17 protein-coding genes are annotated in these 16821 nt (G+C 69.7%); 8 read left to right on the plus strand and 9 right to left on the minus strand.

The features are described from left to right. Positions 1–56 precede the first annotated feature (56 nt). The gene (locus tag OID54_RS06640) at positions 57–1367 is read left to right on the plus strand and encodes an MFS transporter (protein ID WP_329015319.1); all 1311 of its coding nucleotides are present in this window, start codon (positions 57–59) and stop codon (positions 1365–1367) included. A gap of 105 nt (positions 1368–1472) precedes the next feature. Here OID54_RS06640 and OID54_RS06645 read toward each other — a convergent pair whose 3' ends face one another. The 3 genes from OID54_RS06645 to OID54_RS06655 all read right to left on the minus strand — a co-directional run bounded on the left by OID54_RS06645 (position 1473) and on the right by OID54_RS06655 (position 4705). Further along, a complete protein-coding gene (locus OID54_RS06645) occupies positions 1473–2381 on the minus strand; it encodes an NAD-dependent epimerase/dehydratase family protein (protein WP_329015321.1) in 909 nt (302 codons plus the stop codon). Positions 2382–2532: 151 nt separating this feature from the next. Beyond that, complete coding sequence (locus OID54_RS06650; protein ID WP_329015323.1) at positions 2533–3864, minus strand: activator-dependent family glycosyltransferase; 1332 nt, start codon at positions 3862–3864, stop codon at positions 2533–2535. A gap of 4 nt (positions 3865–3868) precedes the next feature. After that, positions 3869–4705, minus strand: a complete 837-nt coding sequence (locus OID54_RS06655; protein WP_329015327.1) for an SDR family NAD(P)-dependent oxidoreductase — start codon at positions 4703–4705, stop codon at positions 3869–3871. A 224-nt stretch (positions 4706–4929) separates the two neighbouring features. Between OID54_RS06655 and OID54_RS06660 the strand changes: the two genes are divergently transcribed. Continuing rightward, a complete protein-coding gene (locus tag OID54_RS06660; RefSeq protein ID WP_329015331.1) occupies positions 4930–6186 on the plus strand; it encodes a cytochrome P450 in 1257 nt (418 codons plus the stop codon). Between the two features lie 72 nt (positions 6187–6258). Here the strand turns inward: OID54_RS06660 and OID54_RS06665 are convergent, their stop codons facing one another. Then, positions 6259–6672, minus strand: a complete 414-nt coding sequence (locus OID54_RS06665) for a nuclear transport factor 2 family protein (RefSeq protein ID WP_329015333.1) — start codon at positions 6670–6672, stop codon at positions 6259–6261. A 164-nt stretch (positions 6673–6836) separates the two neighbouring features. Between OID54_RS06665 and OID54_RS06670 the strand changes: the two genes are divergently transcribed. The 4 genes from OID54_RS06670 (at position 6837) to rfbA (ending at position 10674) form a co-directional block, all read left to right on the plus strand. After that, positions 6837–7616 (plus strand): cyclase family protein, encoded by a 780-nt coding sequence (locus tag OID54_RS06670; RefSeq protein ID WP_329015336.1) that lies wholly within the window; start codon positions 6837–6839, stop codon positions 7614–7616. Positions 7617–7742: 126 nt separating this feature from the next. After that, positions 7743–8453, plus strand: a complete 711-nt coding sequence (locus OID54_RS06675) for a class I SAM-dependent methyltransferase (RefSeq protein WP_329015339.1) — start codon at positions 7743–7745, stop codon at positions 8451–8453. 90 nt (positions 8454–8543) lie between these two features. Beyond that, positions 8544–9653, plus strand: a complete 1110-nt coding sequence (locus tag OID54_RS06680; protein ID WP_329015342.1) for a DegT/DnrJ/EryC1/StrS family aminotransferase — start codon at positions 8544–8546, stop codon at positions 9651–9653. A 130-nt stretch (positions 9654–9783) separates the two neighbouring features. Beyond that, positions 9784–10674 (plus strand): glucose-1-phosphate thymidylyltransferase RfbA, encoded by an 891-nt coding sequence (rfbA, locus tag OID54_RS06685; RefSeq protein WP_329015345.1) that lies wholly within the window; start codon positions 9784–9786, stop codon positions 10672–10674. Positions 10675–10771: 97 nt separating this feature from the next. Here rfbA and rfbB read toward each other — a convergent pair whose 3' ends face one another. Next, on the minus strand, positions 10772–11803 hold the full coding sequence (rfbB, locus tag OID54_RS06690; protein ID WP_329015347.1) for a dTDP-glucose 4,6-dehydratase: 1032 nt from the start codon (positions 11801–11803) through the stop codon (positions 10772–10774). A 234-nt stretch (positions 11804–12037) separates the two neighbouring features. Beyond that, a complete protein-coding gene (locus tag OID54_RS06695; protein ID WP_093751100.1) occupies positions 12038–12472 on the minus strand; it encodes an ester cyclase in 435 nt (144 codons plus the stop codon). A 169-nt stretch (positions 12473–12641) separates the two neighbouring features. Here OID54_RS06695 and OID54_RS06700 point away from each other — a divergent pair, with 169 nt between their 5' ends. Both OID54_RS06700 and OID54_RS06705 read left to right on the plus strand, forming a co-directional pair. Continuing rightward, on the plus strand, positions 12642–12962 hold the full coding sequence (locus tag OID54_RS06700) for an antibiotic biosynthesis monooxygenase family protein (protein WP_329015350.1): 321 nt from the start codon (positions 12642–12644) through the stop codon (positions 12960–12962). A 125-nt stretch (positions 12963–13087) separates the two neighbouring features. Continuing rightward, positions 13088–13855: an SDR family NAD(P)-dependent oxidoreductase gene (locus OID54_RS06705; protein ID WP_329015352.1), complete on the plus strand. Its 768-nt coding sequence runs from the start codon at positions 13088–13090 to the stop codon at positions 13853–13855. Here the strand turns inward: OID54_RS06705 and OID54_RS06710 are convergent. The 3 genes from OID54_RS06710 to OID54_RS06720 form a co-directional block, all read right to left on the minus strand. Continuing rightward, the gene (locus tag OID54_RS06710) at positions 13848–15161 is read right to left on the minus strand and encodes an activator-dependent family glycosyltransferase (RefSeq protein WP_329015354.1); all 1314 of its coding nucleotides are present in this window, start codon (positions 15159–15161) and stop codon (positions 13848–13850) included. The genes OID54_RS06705 and OID54_RS06710 overlap by 8 nt on opposite strands. A gap of 96 nt (positions 15162–15257) precedes the next feature. Continuing rightward, positions 15258–16178: an SDR family oxidoreductase gene (locus OID54_RS06715; protein WP_329015357.1), complete on the minus strand. Its 921-nt coding sequence runs from the start codon at positions 16176–16178 to the stop codon at positions 15258–15260. 25 nt (positions 16179–16203) lie between these two features. Then, entirely contained in the window at positions 16204–16821 is a 618-nt protein-coding gene (locus OID54_RS06720) for a TetR/AcrR family transcriptional regulator (protein ID WP_329015360.1), read from the minus strand.

Here is a 16821-nt window from a genome sequence, read left to right on the forward strand (position 1 = left end):
GCCGAGCACCGCGATAATCAGTTGGCAGCGGCCGAAGGAGCGGGGATAGTCCCTGGGTGACCTCCCCCTCCTCCCACCGCGGACCGCTGCGCCCACCCGCCTGGGCAGGACGCAACTACGTACTACTGACCGCCGGCGCGATCATCGCCAACCTGGGAAGCCATGGCGCGATGATCGCGGCGGCGTTCGCCGTCATCGAGACGGGCGGCGGCGCGGGGGAGGTGGGCCTGGTCGCCGCGGCGCGCACCCTGGCCCTCGTACTCTTCCTCCTGATCGGCGGAGCGGTCGCCGACCGGTTGCCGCGCCACCGGGTCATGGTCGCGGCCAATGCGCTCAGCTGTGTGTCGCAGGCCGCCTTCGCCGCGCTGGTCCTGGGCGGCGAGGCCGAGCTGTGGCAGATGATGGTGCTCTCCGCACTGGGCGGCACCGGCCAGGCGTTCTTCAACCCGGCTGCCGAGGGCATGCTGTTGTCCAGCGTCAGCGGAGCACAGGCGAGCCGGGCCTTCGCCTTCTTCCGAATGGCGATGCACGGCGCGGCCATCGGCGGAGCGGCGATAGGCGGGGCCATGATCGCCGCCATCGGACCCGGCTGGGTGCTCGCCGTGGACGCCGCGGCCTTCGCCGTCGCCGGTGCGCTCCGGGCCTTCCTCGACGTCAGCCATATCCGCCCCCGCGAGGCGGGCGGCGGGCTGATCTCCGACATGCGGGAGGGCTGGGTCGAGGTCCGCAGCCGCCCCTGGCTCTGGGGCATCGTCGCGCAGTTCTCCGTAGTCGTCGCCGTGGTCGCCGCGGCCGAAGGGGTGTACGGGCCGCTCGTCGCCAGGGACGAACTCGGAGGCGCCGCCCCATGGGGTCTGGCACTCGCCGCGTTCGGCGTGGGCACCGTGCTCGGCGCGATCCTGATGATGCGGTGGAAGCCGCGCCGGATGCTGCTCGCGGGGTCGTTGTGCGTCTTCCCCCTTGCGGCGCCGTCCGCCGCACTGGCGGTGCCCCTCCAGGTCGAGGGGCTGATCGTGGTGATGCTGGTGAGCGGCATCGCGATCGAGGTGTTCGGGGTCGCCTGGATGATGGCACTGCACCAGGAGATCCCGGAGGACAAGTTCTCGCGCGTCTCGTCCTACGACTGGTTCGGTTCGGTGGCGATGGTTCCCCTGGCGACCGCGCTCGCCGGTCCCGCGGAGATCGCCTTCGGACGGAGCACGGCGCTCTGGGGATGCTCTGCCCTGGTGGTCATCGTCACCGCCCTGGTGCTGTTGGTACCGGACGTACGGAACTTGACGATGCGTTCCCAGGACCGGGTGGTGGTGCCGCCGACGGAGAAGGCACCGGCCGGCGACGGCAAGGAATCCGTCGAACGGCTGGGCTGACCGCACGGCGCTCCCGGTGGGGACGGTGCCCGGCGCCGATGAGTGGTGTCGGGGCCGGGCTCCCTGGACTTCCCGACTGCTGTGCGGCTGCCCAAGTGCCGCAGGTCAAGGCCGCCCGGGGCCGGTGGCCCACATGTCCCGCAGGGACTCGCGCAGCCCGGTCCTGGGACGCCAGCCGAGCAACTCGCCGGCGAGGGCGATGTCGGCGCGGGTCCAGTTGCCGCCCTTGCTCTGCACTTCGGCGGATCGCTCGTGCACCGCGTCGGGTGGGAAGCCCGAGGCGGCGACGACCAGGGCGACGATCTCGCGCATGGGCACCGCCTCCCCCCGGCCGAGGTTGATCACCCGTCCGGTCACCGGCGCGTGCGCCGCCGCGAGGACCGCGTCGGCGAGGTCGCGTACGTCCAGGTAGTCCCGTTGCGCATCGGCGAGCGTGAGTTCCAGGCCCTCGTCCGGGTCCGCCGCGGCGATCCGGGCCATCAGTGCGCCCAGGAAGCTCGCCTCCGTCGTGCGCGGTCCACACACATTCACCGGGCGGAGCACCACGCCGTCGACCTGCCCCGCCTCGGTGGCGGCGAGGACGGCCGCGGAACCGGCGTGCTTGGTCCGGGCGTAGGGCGTGGTGGGGGCCGGCACGAGGGACTCGTCCATCGACACACCGTCTTCGACGAAACCGTACTCGTGGATGGTGCCGAGATGGACGATCCTCGGCCGGGACGTCATCAGGGTCGTCGCGGCGATCAGTCGGTTGACGAGCAGGACATGGGACTCGTACATCGCCTCCTCGGTCAGCACCCACCCACCGGTGGCGTTGACCACCACGTCCACCCCGGCTGCCGTGAGCAGTGCGGCCAGGTCTGCGGGTTCCCCGGTGGCGACGTCGAATGCGGCGAAGGGAGTGTCCACCGGGTGGTCACGACGGTGGCGGGCGATGCCCAGGACCTCATGTCCCGCTCGGGCAAAGGCGGCGCACACCTGCCGCCCGACGAACCCCGTCGCACCCAGCACGGCCACCGTTCCGCATGCTGGTGTCGCTGGCGCGGGGCCGGGGGGACCTGCGAGGTGCACGGGATTGTCTGAGTGTTTCGCGTTGTCTGGGCTAGCTGATTCAGCTGAGGTATCGGAGGTGTCGGAGCCTCGGGCGCTCATGGCGATGGGTCACTCCTCAGCGAGGGCCGGTGCGGTGGGCGGCGGTGAGCCGTTCCAGTACGGGTACGAGGTCGGCGGGTGCGGGGGCGGCGAGCATCTCCTCGCGCAGCCGGCCCGCGTTGCGGGCGAACGAGGGCTCCGTCAGCACCCGGACCAGCATCGCCCTGAGTTCGTCGGCGGTGAACTTCTCGGCCTGTCGGTACAGTCCCGCGCCGAGTTGCTCCACCTTGCGCGCCTTGGGGATGTTGCACCACATGCGGGCGGGCACCATGATCTGCGGCACCCCGTGGGCGAGTGCGGTCGCCACGGTCCCCGACCCGCCGTGGTGGACGATCGCCGCGCAGGTCGGCAGCAACAGGTCGAGGGGGACGAAGTCGACGACCCTCACATTGTCGGGCACACGGAACAATGAGCCGAGTTGACCGGCGTCCAGGGTGGCGACGACCTCGACGTCCAGCCCGGCCACGGCCTCCAGGAGGGCCTGGACCGACGCCCGGTCACCGCCCACGATCTCCCGGAAGGAACGGCCGAGGGTCAGACAGACCCGGGGCCGCGACGGGGGTTCGCGCAACCAGTCGGGGAACGGCGACTGGCCGTTGAAGGGCACATAGCGGACGGGTGTGAAGGGCTGGTCGACCGGCAGGCGCAGGGACGCCGGGAGCGGGTCCACCGTCCACTGCCCGAGCACGGCCTCCTCCGCGAACTCGCGTCCGTATGAGCGCAGTACGGGGCCGAGCCACTCCTCCAGGGGGTCGTCCCGCAATTCCGGGGGCCGCCCGGCGAGCAGCTCGCGGTAGTGCTGGCGGGCCCAGCCCATCAGGTCGAGGCCGAACAACAGCCGGGCGTGGGCGGCTCCGGAGGCCATCGCGGCGACGCCTCCCGCGTAGTACATGGTGTCCCAGACGACCAGGTCGGGCTTCCAGGAGCGGGCGAAGTCGACGAGTTCGGCGATGACGGGACGGGGGTTGGTGTTCTGGTGCACCACATGGGTCCAGGTGGTGAGCACCCCTTGCAGGTGGTCGTAGGTCAGCTTCTGCGGGTTGGTCTCGCCGATGTCCAGGACGTCGAGCCACTCTTCCTCGTCGTCCTGTTGCTCGGCCTCACCCCCTGGCGCATTTTTGGTGTCGGCGTTGTTGGCGTTGTTGGGGGGATCGGGGTTCATCTGGGCCGCGACATCCAGGACGTCACCGATGGGTACGGCCGTGAGGCCGGCGTCGAGGATGTCGTCGAGGACATCGGGCTGGGTGGCCATGCGGACGTCGTGCCCCGCCGATCGCAGCGCCCACGCCAGCGGCACCTGAGTGTTGACGTGCGTGGTGGCCGGGAACGGTGTGAAGAGGACGCGCACGGGCTCAGCCGGCCCTGCGACTGAGCTCGGCCCAGGGGGTGTAGGCGTCGGTCCGCTCCTGGAACTCGCTCAGTACGTCGTCGTACGCGGTGCCGCCGAGCACGAGGTGCCGGGGCGGACTGTCCATCCGGGAGAGCTCGACAACCACGTCGGCGGCGCGGCGCGGATCTGCGGCCGGCTCGGCCGCCTCGCTCCAGCCCTCCATCATCCGGGCCCGCGCCTCGTCGTAGACGTCGAGTTCCTCGGTGGCCGTGATGCCCAGTTCACCGAGACCGGTGTCGTACTCCCCCGGCTCCAGCAGGGTCACCTTGATGCCGAAGGGCTCGACCTCCTCGGCCAGGGCCTCGCCGAGTGCGCTGACGGCTGCCTTACCTGCGGCGTACAGCCCGGTCGACGCGGAACCGCCGCCCGCGCCCGCGACGGTCACCTGGAAGAGGTGTCCGGACCCCTGGGCGCGCAGTACCGGGGTGATCGCCTGCGCCACCCAGAGCGCTCCGAAGAAGTTGACGTCGAGATGGGCGCGCGCCTGTTCCTCGGTGGCCTCCTCGACCATGCCGTAGAGGAGTTGACCGGCGTTGCTGACGACGACGTCCAGGCGTCCGAAGACCTCGACGGCCCGGGCGACGGTCGCCAACACCTGCTCGCGCCGCGTGACATCCAGGGTTAAGGCCACCAAGCGGCCCTCGTGGAGGTCGATCAGGGCGTCGAGGGTCGAGAGGTCGCGTGCTGTCGCGATCACCCGGTCCCCCGCGTCGAGCGCGGCCTCGGCGAAGGCGCGCCCGAGGCCGCGGGAGGCCCCGGTGATGAACCAGACTCGGGAATCGTCGGGGGTCTGGGGCATGTCCTCACCACTCATCTCTCGAAGCTCGCTCTTCCGGTCGTCTCTGCACGGGGTGTCCCGGCCGGCACGGCCCAACCGCTCACCGCCCCGGACCGTTCGGATCGAACCGTCCCGGCGACGTGCGGTCATGCTGACCGCCGGACATCGAGTTTGCGTTGAGTCGCGCTCGAAGGGGGCCGGTCACGCTACGCGGGACCGCCGCCGTTCGAACGAGGAGCACGCAGGTGAACCCCGAAGATCACCAGCATTCGGCCACCAGTGAAGCAGCGCAAGTCCTGGGTCGACTGCTCGCCCCGGGACAGGACGACCCCTATCCGCTCTACGACTGGCTCCGCACCCATGAACCGGTGTACTTCGCACCGCCGCTGGGGAGTTACGTCCTCACCCGGTTCGAGGACTGCTCGTACGTCATGAAGAACCCCACGCTCTTCCCGGCACCGGACGCCGAAACGTTCTCCCGGTTCATGCCGGAGCAGAGCGCGTACGACGCCTTCAAGGTGCTGGTGACGTCGATCGTCAACGCCAATCCCCCACAGCACACCCGACTGCGGAGGCTGGTGGCCCGGGCCTTCACCCCTCGCCGGGTGGAATCCCTCAAACACGGCGTCATGACCATCGCGCGGGACCATGTGGCGAAGGTCGGCGCCCAGTCGGCAGACGGCGCGATCATCGACTTCCACCACGAACTCTCCGTTCCGGTGCCCCTCCAGGTCATGGCACGGCTGCTGGGATTGCCGCTCGACGACGACCGACTGCTCGCCGATCTGATCCCGCGGATCATCAATGTGGTCGACCCCAGCAGTGACACGGCGGCGCTGAAGGACGCCGATGTGGCGCTGCACACCCTTCTGGACCGGCTCTGGGACCTGGTGGAACGACGCCGGGCGGAGCCCGCGGACGATCTGGTGTCCGCGCTGGTCGCCCCGGATGCCACCGAGTCGGCGCCGCTGACCGACGACGAGTTGAAGGCCGTGTTCGTCGCACTGTTGACGGCCGGCTTCGAAACGTCGGCCACCGCGCTGGACATCGCCGTGCACACACTGCTGCACCACCCCGAGCACCGGGCGGCCATCCTCGACTTCGATGGCGCGTTGCGATTCGTGGACGAGGTGCTGCGGTGGGACGCGCCGGCGCCGATGTCGGCCGGGTTCCGCTACGCCGCCGAGGACGTCCGCTTCGGCGAGCACCTGGTGCCCGCGGGTTCCCCGGTGCGGGTGCTGCTCGGAGCGGCGAACCGGGACCCGGCGGCGAACCCGCTGCCGGAGCTCTTCGATCCGTCGCGCGAGGCGCCGCGCTCATTGGCCTTCGGCAACGGGATTCACCACTGCCTGGGGATGAATCTGGCCCGGATGGAGATCGCGGCGGTGCTGATGGCCATCGCGGAGGGACTTCCGGGGCTGCGCTTCGCCGAGGAGCCGGTGCGTCGCCGGTCGTTGCCGCTGCGGGACTTCGCCTCGTTCAAGGTGCAACTCGGCGGATAGCCGCGTAGTCGTCGTGGCCTGCCGGCCCGCGGACGGATCCGCGGGCCGGGGGCACCGCGCACCCGCTCCGGGTCAGGGCCGGTCGTCGCGGGTGACGCGCCGCTCGCGCACCAGGAGTTCGCCGCGCTCCCGGACGAGCACGTCCTCGCACACGCACATCAGATGCAGTCGCGGCTGCCCACCCCGGGGGGTGGCCACGATCTGCGCATAGCTGCGGACCTTGAGGGTGCCGTCGTCCTGGGGGTCGACGGCGACCATGCTGAGCAGATGCCGGTGCACCTCCCCCGCCTCCGCAAGTCCGGCCGCCGCCTTCCGGGCACCCGCCGCAAGGGCGGTGCGACCGCGCACCGGCTCGGGCAGCGACGGCGGCAGAAAGCTGCCGTCCTCGGTGAAGGTCGCGGCCCACTCCTCGGCGGCCCCGTCGTCCAGGTACTGCATATGGCGTGCGTAGAACTGCTGTACCTCTGCGAATAGTTGCACTGACACCGCGTTCTCCTCCTCGGACCGCTGCCCGCACTCTCGGGTACGGGGACGATGCCGCACGGTCTTCGAGATTCCGTTGAGGCCCGGCCCCAGCGATCCTCCAACGCCCTGCGGCGACGGGCGCGGACGATCGGGCTCCAGCGTTGTCCACTGCCCGAAGGTGACACATGCGCCTGATCGATCTGTCCTCGCCCGTCGACGCCTCGTTCGTCGAACCCGATCCCGTGGTGCACGAGGTGCTGTCGCCGCGGGAGGGAGCCGAGCACATGAGCGCGGAGATGCGGGAGCACTTCGGAGTCGACTTCGACCCGGACGAGTTGCCCGACGGGGAGTTCCTCTCGCTGGACCGGTTGTCCCTGACCACGCACACGGGCACCCATGTCGACGCCCCCTCGCACTACGGCTCCAGAACGACCTACGGCACCGGGGTGCCGCGCCACATCGACGAGATGCCGCTCGACTGGTTCCACCGACCCGGCATGGTGCTCGACCTGACCGATGCGCCGACCGGGGTGGTCGGGGCGGACCGGCTGGAGAAGGAGTTCGCGCGCATCGGCCATACCCCCGACCCGCTGGACATCGTGCTGCTCCACACGGGGGCGGACGCCCGGGTGGGCACCGGGGCCTACTTCACGGACTTCGCCGGGCTGGACGGGCCGGCGGTGCACCTGCTGCTCGACCTGGGCGTGCGCGTCATCGGAACCGATGCGTTCAGCCTGGACGCGCCGTTCGGAGACATCATCGCCCGCTACCGGCGCACCGGTGACAGATCGGTGCTCTGGCCGGCCCATGTGGTCGGTCGGCAGCGGGAGTACTGCCAGATCGAGCGGCTGGCCAACCTCGGGGCCCTGCCGGGGCCGTACGGCTTCCAGGTCTCCTGCTTCCCCGTGAAGATCACCGGCGCGGGAGCGGGCTGGGCCCGGGCGGTCGCCATGGTCGACGACTGAGCGCGACCACCGGCCATACGCGCCGAGGCCGGGCAAGGCCGGGCCTGCCTGAAGGCACCGGACCGGGACCGGGACCGGAGCCGACCAGCCGGGATGAACCAACGCTGCCAACCCCAGGGAGAACGGATGTACGGGCAGGAACTCGCCAAGGTGTACGAGATCTTCTACCGCAGTCGCGGCAAGGACTGGGCGAGCGAGGCCGAGGACGTGGTGCGCCTGGTCCGGGAACGGCGGCCCGACGCGGCCTCGCTGCTCGACGTCGCCTGCGGGACCGGCGCCCATCTCGCCACCTTCCACGAACGGTTCGAGCACGCGGAGGGCCTGGAGATCGCCCCTCCGATGCTGGAGTTGGCGCGGCAACGGCTGCCCCTGGTCCCGTTGCACCCCGGCGACATGCGCGACTTCTCGTTGGGCCGCACCTTCGATGCGGTGGTGTGCATGTTCTGCTCGATCGGCTATCTCGGCACGGTCGAGGAGATGCGTTCGGCGGTCCGGTCCATGGCCGCCCACCTGCCGTCGGGCGGGGTCCTGGTCATCGAGCCGTGGTGGTTCCCCGACGACCATGTCGAGGGGTACGTCGCGGGCGATCTGGGCCGGGAGGACGGGCTGACGGTCGCCCGCATCTCACACTCCACACTCCAGGGCCGGGCCACCCGCATGGAGGTCCGGTTCCTGGTGGGCGACGTCTCGGGGATCCGGGAGTTCACCGAGATCGACGTCCTCACCCTGTTCACCAAGGAGGAGTACACCGAGGCGTTCACCGCCGCCGGGTGCTCGGTGGAGTACCTACCGGGCGCACCGACCGGCCGGGGGCTCTTCGTCGGCGTCCGGGACTGATCCGCTCCGCCGCTCCCGCGGACGGCACGGGCCGTCCGCTCCAACCCCGTTGACGACATGTCGTCGACGACGTGTCAGAGAGGCCATCCGATGACCACGTACGTGTGGGACTACCTGCCCGAGTACGAGAACGAGCGCGCCGACATCCATGACGCCATCGACACCGTCCTGCGTTCCGGGCAGTTGGTGCTCGGCCGCAGCGTGCGCGGCTTCGAGGAGGAGTTCGCCGCCTTCCACGGCGCCGCGCACTGCGTCGGCGTCGACAACGGCACCAACGCGATCAAGCTGGGGCTCCAGGCGGCGGGCATCGGCCCCGGCGACGAGGTGATCACGGTGTCGAACACCGCGGCCCCGACCGTCGTGGCGATCGTCTCGGTGGGTGCGGTCCCGGTCTTCGTGGACGTGGACGAAGCCACCTATCTGATGCGCGTCGACCAGGTCGAGGCGGCCATCACCCCGCGCACCCGCTGTCTGCTGCCGGTGCACCTGTACGGGCAGTGCGTCGACATGGCGCCGTTGCGGGAACTGGCCGATCGCCACGGTCTGGTGCTCTTCGAGGACTGCGCCCAGGCCCACGCCGCGCGCCATCACGGCCGGTTGGCCGGGACCATGGGGGACGCTGCTGCGTTCTCCTTCTACCCCACCAAGGTGCTGGGCGCGTACGGCGATGCCGGGGCCACCATCACCTCCGACGCCGCGATCGACGCCAATCTGCGCCGGTTGCGCTACTACGGCATGGAGGAGCGCTACTACGTCGTCCAGACGCCCGGCCACAACAGCCGTCTGGACGAACTGCACGCGGAGATTCTGCGCCGCAAGCTGCGCCGCCTGGACGCCTATGCACAGGGCCGACGGGCGATCGCGCAGCGGTACGCCGAGGGGCTGGGGGACACGGATCTGGTGCTTCCGGCGATCGCGCCGGGCAATGACCACGTCTACTACGTCTACGTCGTGCGCCACCCTCGGCGCGACGCCATCATCGAGGCGCTCAAGGCGTATGACATCTCGTTGAACATCAGCTATCCCTGGCCCGTCCACACCATGAGCGGTTTCGCGCACCTGGGTTGGCGGGAGGGATCGCTGCCGGTCACCGAGAAGGCGGCCGGGGAGATCTTCTCGCTGCCGATGTACCCCTCGCTGCCCAGCGGGGTCCAGGACAAGGTCATCGGCGCACTGCGCGACGTACTGGCCACGCTGTGAGGGGGCCGCGCCGGGTATCCGTCCCCCGGGGCGGGCCGGCGCGGCTCATCAAGGACGTACACGTCCGGCCCGGAGCTTCGCGCACATCGAGGAGCCGTCCGGTTCCCGGACGGTGAGGACGGGGAATCCCATGAAGGGAATCATTCTGGCCGGCGGCACCGGCAGCCGGCTGTATCCGATCACCCTTGCGGTGTCGAAGCAGCTCATCCCGGTCGGCGACAAGCCGATGATCTACTACCCGCTCTCCGTGCTGATGCTCGCCGATGTGCGGGAGATCCTGATCATCGCCACACCCACCGATCTGCCGCAGTTCCGCAGATTGCTCGGCGACGGTTCACAGCTCGGCCTACAGCTCAGCTACGCCGAGCAGGCCCGTCCCCGCGGGCTCGCGGAGGCATTCATCATCGGGGCCGACCACATCGGCGACGACTCCGCCGCACTGGTGCTGGGCGACAACATCTTCCACGGCCACCGGTTCTCCGACGTGCTCGCGGAGAACGCCCGGGACGTCGAGGGCTGTGTGCTCTTCGGCTATCCGGTCCACGACCCCCAGCGGTACGGCGTCGGCGAGGCCGATGAGCGGGGGCGGCTGATCTCGCTGGAGGAGAAGCCTGCTCGCCCCCGCTCCAATCGGGCCATCACCGGCCTCTACTTCTACGACAACGACGTGGTCAACATCGCCAAGAACATCGGCCCCTCGCCGCGCGGCGAGTTGGAGATCACTGATGTCAACCGCGTCTATCTGCGGCGCGGTCAGGCGAAGCTGGTGGACCTCGGCCGCGGTTCCGCATGGCTGGACACCGGTACCCCCGAGTCCCTCCAGCAGGCCACGCAGTACGTCAGCACCCTGGAGAAGCGGCAGGGGATACGGATCGCCTGTGTCGAGGAGGTGGCGCTGCGCATGGGGTTCATCGATGCCGGCGCCTGCGCCGCGTTGGGGGTCGAGTTGGCGGCGTCGGAGTACGGCCAGTACGTGATGGCGATCGCCGAAGAGGTCAAGGGCACCGCCGTCCGGGGTTGAGGCCGTGGACGCGGCGTTGGGGGCGAGCCGTTCGCGGCTCGCCCCCAACGCTGTCTCGTGTGCCCCGCCCGACGGGAGGGTGGCACGACCTCAGGTCTCAGCGCGTCCCGGACCCGACTGGTGTTCCGGTCGACCACTGCCCCTCGTTGACCGGCATCCGGTCGAGCAACGGCTCCCACCAGGCCCGGTTCTCTGCATACCAGCGGACGGTCTCCCGGAGCCCTTCGGTGAAATCGGTGCGGGGAAGCCAGCCGAGTTCGTCCCTCAGGGTGGTCCAGTCCAGGACGTACCGACGGTCATGACCGGGCCGGTCGGGGACGATGGTCTTCATGGAGGCGGGCAGTCCGAGCTCGTCGAGGACCAGATCGGCGATCTGTGCGATGGACGCTTCCTGTCCGCTGCCCACGTGATAGGTGCGCCCCACCTGGCCCCGCTCCAACACTGCTTCGATGGCCCGACAGTGGTCCAGGACGTGGATCCACTCCCGACGGTTCTCCGTCTGGGCGTACAGCTGGAGGGGTTTACCGTTCAGCGCGGACGTGGTGAAGGCGGGAATGACCTTCTCCGGGAACTGGTGCGAACCGTAGTTGTTGGCGCAGTTGGAGATGGTGATCGGCAGACCGAAGGTCTCGTGGTAGGCCCGGACGGCGTGGTCGGCCCCGGCCTTGCTGGCGTTGTAGGGGGTGCGGGGTCGGTAAGGGGAGGATTCGGTGAACAACTCCGTCGCATCGAGATCCAGGTCCCCGTAGACCTCGCAGGTGGAGACGTGGTGGAAGCGGTGCACCCCCACGCGGCGCGCGGCCTCCAGCAGTGTCTGCGTCCCGAGCACATTGGTCAGGAAGAACTGGCCCGGTTCCAAGAGCGCATAGGAGTTGTGCGACTCGGCCGCGAAGTTGACGACGACGTCGACCTGGTGGGTCCGCAGCACGCGCTCCATCGCCGTACTGTCGGTGATGCTCGCCTCCTCGAAGACGATGCGATCCCGCACTTCGTCGAGATTGCGGAGGTTGCCCGCGTAGGTCAGCGCGTCGACGACGACGACACGGTCCCCAGGGTGGGTGCCGCACCAGTGCCTGACGAAATGTGATCCGATGAATCCGGCCCCGCCGGTGATCATGAGGGTGCCCATGAGCTCCACGGTAGGAGGGCTCGTTGGTGAACGAGCCGGATCCCGCTGGAGGGGGGGCGGGGCCGGACCGGGCGTCGGGTGAAGGGTGGTGCAGAACCTGCGAGGCGCCTCGTTCGCGCCATGATCCGGTGACTCAACGGGTGCGCTTTGCCCGCTTCCGGTGCGGTCGGTACGCCTGAGTCGATCTCAGGCACGGCAGACCGATTGCTCGCTCCACTGGTCCTGCAACACGCTTCAGGGGCGCCAACCGCCGCCTTCGGGCCAGGGCTCGCCGAGCTGGCGCAGGGTGCCCTGGAACTCGGGCCAGTCCCTGTGGTCACGGATCTTGCCGTCCACGAAGCGGAAGAGGTGGACCTGCTCACCGGCGAACCGTCGGCCGGTGGGGGCGAAGCCGACCAGGTTGCCGACGTGCCGACCGTAGAGAACGAGGTAGGCGCGGACCCACTCGCCGTTCTCCTCGATCTTGACCTCTTCGAGGTGTGCCTCTTCGGAGAAGGTCATCTTCACCCACTTGACGATCATCTGGAACCCGCCCGGGCCCGGGGGGATGCCGTGCTCCTGGGTGGCCGGATTGAGATAGTCCTCATGGAGGTACTCGGCGGCATCCGAGGCGTCCCCGGTGTTGAAGGCGTTGATCACCCTGCGTACGGCTTCGATCTGTTCGCTCATGCGTGGCACTCCCTGTTCCGGTCGTTGACAGGCAGGGGAAACGTGGCATCCGCCGATCGCCGCCCCGTCGACATCGGCTCGATTCCATTGGGCGGCCGTTGAGTGCGCGACGAGATCGCTGGCGCATGCTGGCGCGCAACGCATCGACGTCTGCGAGAGGATTTCGGACATGACCGCCCAAGCGCCCGACGCTGGAGTCACCTTCATCAACACGTTCACGCTCTCCGCCACTCCGGAGGAGTTCGAGAAGGCGTTCTCGCGGACCGCGGAGTTCATGGCCCGGCAACCCGGCTTTGTGGAGCACACGTTGATGCGGCACAGCACCGACGGCAGCCGCTATGTGAACATCGCCCGCTGGGACGATGCGCAGTCGCTGCGGCGAGCGGTCGCCCAGCCCGAGTTCCAGCCGCACGCGGCGGCACTGCGCGCGCTCAGCACCAGCGAGCCGCATCTGTATCTGCCGCGCACCACGGTCCGCGCCACAAACTGACACTTCGTCAGTTGCATGGTCGCCCGCTCCGGAGCCACACCCTGGGCCAGCACCCGGGCCGTCGCATCGGGCCGGAGCGAGGCGGAGTCGACTGCGGTTCGAGCAGGGCTCCCCACGCTGTGCCCATGTCGAAAACCGTAGAATCGAACCAGACACCCGTGGTCGTCCTCACCGGGGGCGGGACCGGAATCGGCCGGGTGACCGCCCGCGCCTTCGCCGCGCAGGGAGCCCGGGTGCTGATCGTCGGGCGGACCCAGGCAGCCCTGGCCGAGACGGCCAAGGACCATGACGCCATCAAGACGGTGATCGCCGACCTGACCCGGCCGGACGTAGGCGAGGTGGTGGTGGGGGAGGCACTGCGCGAGTTCGGTCGGATCGACGTGCTGATCAACAATGCCGCCGCGTCCCGGTACGGCACCCTCAGTGACCAGACCCGGGAGGACGACGAGGCGCAGATCGCCACCAATCTGCTGGGCCCGATCGCGCTGACGCGGGCCGCCCTGGACGCACTCGCGGCCAGCGGCGGCACGGTGGTCAACGTCGGCTCATCCGGGGCACTGGGGCTGCGGGCCTGGCCGGGTGCCGGCGCGTTCGGCGCGAGCAAGGCCGCTCTGGACTTCCTGACCCGGACCTGGGCCGTGGAGTTGGCACCCCGCGGCATCCGGGTCGTCGGCATCGCACCGGGCGTCGTGAACAGCGGCATCGGACTGCGGATGGGGATGTCGGCCGAGCAGTACGACGGATTCCTGGCGCAGATGGCGGCCCAGTCACCGGCCGGACGCGTCGGTACTCCCGAAGAGATCGCCTGGTGGATCACCGAACTGACGCGTCCCGAGGCGCACTACGCGAACGGCACGGTCATCCCCGTGGACGGCGGGCTGTCGCTCACCTAGTGCGGGTGATTCCGCCCGTGCGGTGGTGGGCGGTGAGCCCCTCCAGGGTGGGAATGATGTCGGCGGGCGCCGGAGTCGCCCGGATCTCCTGACGGAACCGGGCGGCCTGTCGGGCGTAGGAGGGGTCGTTGAGAATCCGGCTGAGGTGCTCGCGCAGTTCGGCGGCGGTGAACTGGTCGGGGTCCTCGACCCGCAGTCCGGCCCCGGCCTCCGTCAGGAGGTCCGCCTTGCGGACGGTGTCCCAGAGCATGGCCGGGACGATGATCTGCGGTACGCCGTGGGCGAGCGCGGTCTTGAAGGAGCCGGAGCCGCCGTGGTGGATGATGGCGGCGCAGGTGGGCAGCAGGGCGTCCAGAGGGACGAAGTCCACCGCCCGCACATTCGGCGGCAGTTCGCCGAGGGCGGCGAGTTGGCGCGCGTTCAAGGTGGCGACGACCTCGATATCGAGCTCGGCGGTCGCCGTGATGATCTCCTGGAGGGATGCGCGGTCCTTGCCGAACACCTCCTGCTGGGAGACGCCCATGGTGACGCAGACCCGCGGCCGGCTCGGCTTCTCGTGGATCCAGCCGGGGATGGTGGACGGCCCGTTGTAGGGGACGTAGCGCACCGGGACCCGGGTGGTAGCGGTCGGCAGCGCCATGGAGGTGGGGACCGGGTCGATCGTCCACTGCCCCAGCACCGTGTCCTCGGTGAACTCGCGGTCGTAGTCACCGAGGGTCCAGCTCAACCACTCGGCCATCGGATCGTCCCGCAGGGCGGGATGCCGCCTACCCAGTGCGGCGAGATGGTGTTGCCGCATCCAGCCCACCAGGTCGAGCCCGAACAACAGCCGGGCATGGGCGGCCCCCGATGCCTTGGCGGCGACCGGCCCCGCATAGGTCATCGTGTCCCAGATGACCAGGTCGGGCTTCCACCACCGGGCGAAGTCGACCATGTCGTCCATCATCACGGAGGAGAGGGAGTGGAAGATCAAGGGCCCGTAGGCGGCGAAGACCCCCTGCGCGTAGTCGTCGGTGATCCGCGCCAGCGAGGTCTCCCCGATGTCCAACAGCTCGGGCCAGGTGTTCATGTCGACGCCATGGGGGTCATCGGGCCCGGGGGCGAGATCCTCGAAGATCATGTCCTCGGCCAGATTGAGCGGCTCACCGACGCCCACGGCGGTCAGTCCGGTGGCCTGGATGTCATCGACCAGATCGGGCTGGCTCGCCACCAGGACATCGTGCCCGGCCGCCCGCAACGCCCAGGCGAGCGGTACGAAGGCGTACATGTGTGACCTGGTGGCGAACGCCGTGAACAGGACCCGCATCCCCAACTCCTTAGCCGATGAAGCTCGTGCGCTCACGGTAGGAGGGCGGGGATGCAAGCCACTCGCATCGCGCTGGACACCCCGCCGCCCCGAGGATCAGCGGAAGTCGTCCACGTGGTCGCGGGCCCACTCGGCGTAGGTGCGGGCGGGTACGCCGGTGATGTCGGCGCAGGTGAGCCAGGAGATGTCCGGCTCCTCCCACGTCTGCTCCTCCCCCGTGCCGTCCTCCGACTGCTCGTCGCGCTGCTGGTCCTCGCCGGAAGCCGTCTCGCCGGGGTCCGTCGTCGCCCCCGAGTAGTCCTCGAAGCCGAACAGGAAGTCGGCGTTCTCCGCGGCCCAACCGCCCTGAGCCCGGTAGAACTCCCTGGCCTCCTCGGGCTCGACCTCGTCCACGCGTAGTGGCGCACCGATGGCGGCGGCGATGGCGGCGATCTGGTCGCGGTGGGTCAGGGCCTCCGGGCCGGCGAGGTCGTACGCCTTGCCGGCGTGCCGGTCGTCCATCAATGCGGCTGCGGCCACTTCCGCGATGTCCGCCTCATGGATGGGGGTGCCGGGGGTGTCGAGGTCGATATCCACCACACGGCGCTCCGCCTTGACGGAAGGACCCCAGAGGTAGAGGGAGTTGACCGCGAACTCACCGGGCCGCACATGGGTCCACTCCAGCCCGGACCGCTCGACGGCCTGCTCGACCGGGTAGTGGTACTCGGTGTCGTAGCCCGCGGTGACGGCGGCTGAGGAGAGGACCACGATCCGGCGCACCCCGGCCTTCACCGCCAGGGCGACCACCTCGTCCACGGCTTCCCCGACCGGGAAGAGCAGCATGGTGCGCACCCCTTCGAGGGCGGGCGGCAGGGTCTCGGGGCGGGTGAGGTCCCCCTCGAAGACCTGGACCCCGGGGGGTAGTGCGGCGGCCCCCGGACGGCGGGTCAGCGCGCGGACGTCCTGCCCGGCCTCGATCAGCCGTCCGACCACATGCCGACCGACGTTTCCTGTCGCACCGGCCACCAGTATTGCCATAACGTCGTGCTTCCTCTCGATTGGCTCACTGTTCGCGGATTCCGTTCTCCAACATGCGGACCACCGCGGTGGTGACACCGTGGCGCGGCAGGGTGCCCCGGCTCGCGGCCTCACAGCCCGTGTAGACCAGGGCCCAGATCACGTCCTGGACCCAGTCGACGTCGAGGGTGGGATCGAACGCGCCCTCCGACTGACCCCGCCGGATCAGGTCGACCACCATCGAGGAGACCGAGTCCGGAGCGGTGTCGGGCTCCCCCTCAGCCGCATCGGCCCCGCCATCCCCGCCGTCGTGCGCCGCGAAGTCCTCCAGGACGCGCGAGTCGCCGTAGAGGAAGAGCATCCGGCCCCCCGTGTCCACGATCGCCGCGATGAGACGGCGCATCGCCTCCACGGCCGTCCCCTGGTCGACCGCCGCGTCCTGGATGGACTGCTGGATCACCAGATACGAGTCGGCCACTGCGGCGTGGATCAGGTCGTCCCGGTCGGGAAAGTAGCGGTGCAGCGTGCTGCGCCCGACCTGGGCCGCCTTGGCGATGTCGGCCAGCGTGGCGGTCCTGTCCCGGGCGAGCACTTCGGCAGCGGCACCCAAGATGGCGCGGCGCGTACGGTTCCGCGTTCCGGACTCCCCGGCGATGTCACTCAC

It is taken from the genome of Streptomyces sp. NBC_00690 (assembly GCF_036226685.1).
Taxonomy (GTDB): Bacteria; Actinomycetota; Actinomycetes; order Streptomycetales; family Streptomycetaceae; genus Streptomyces.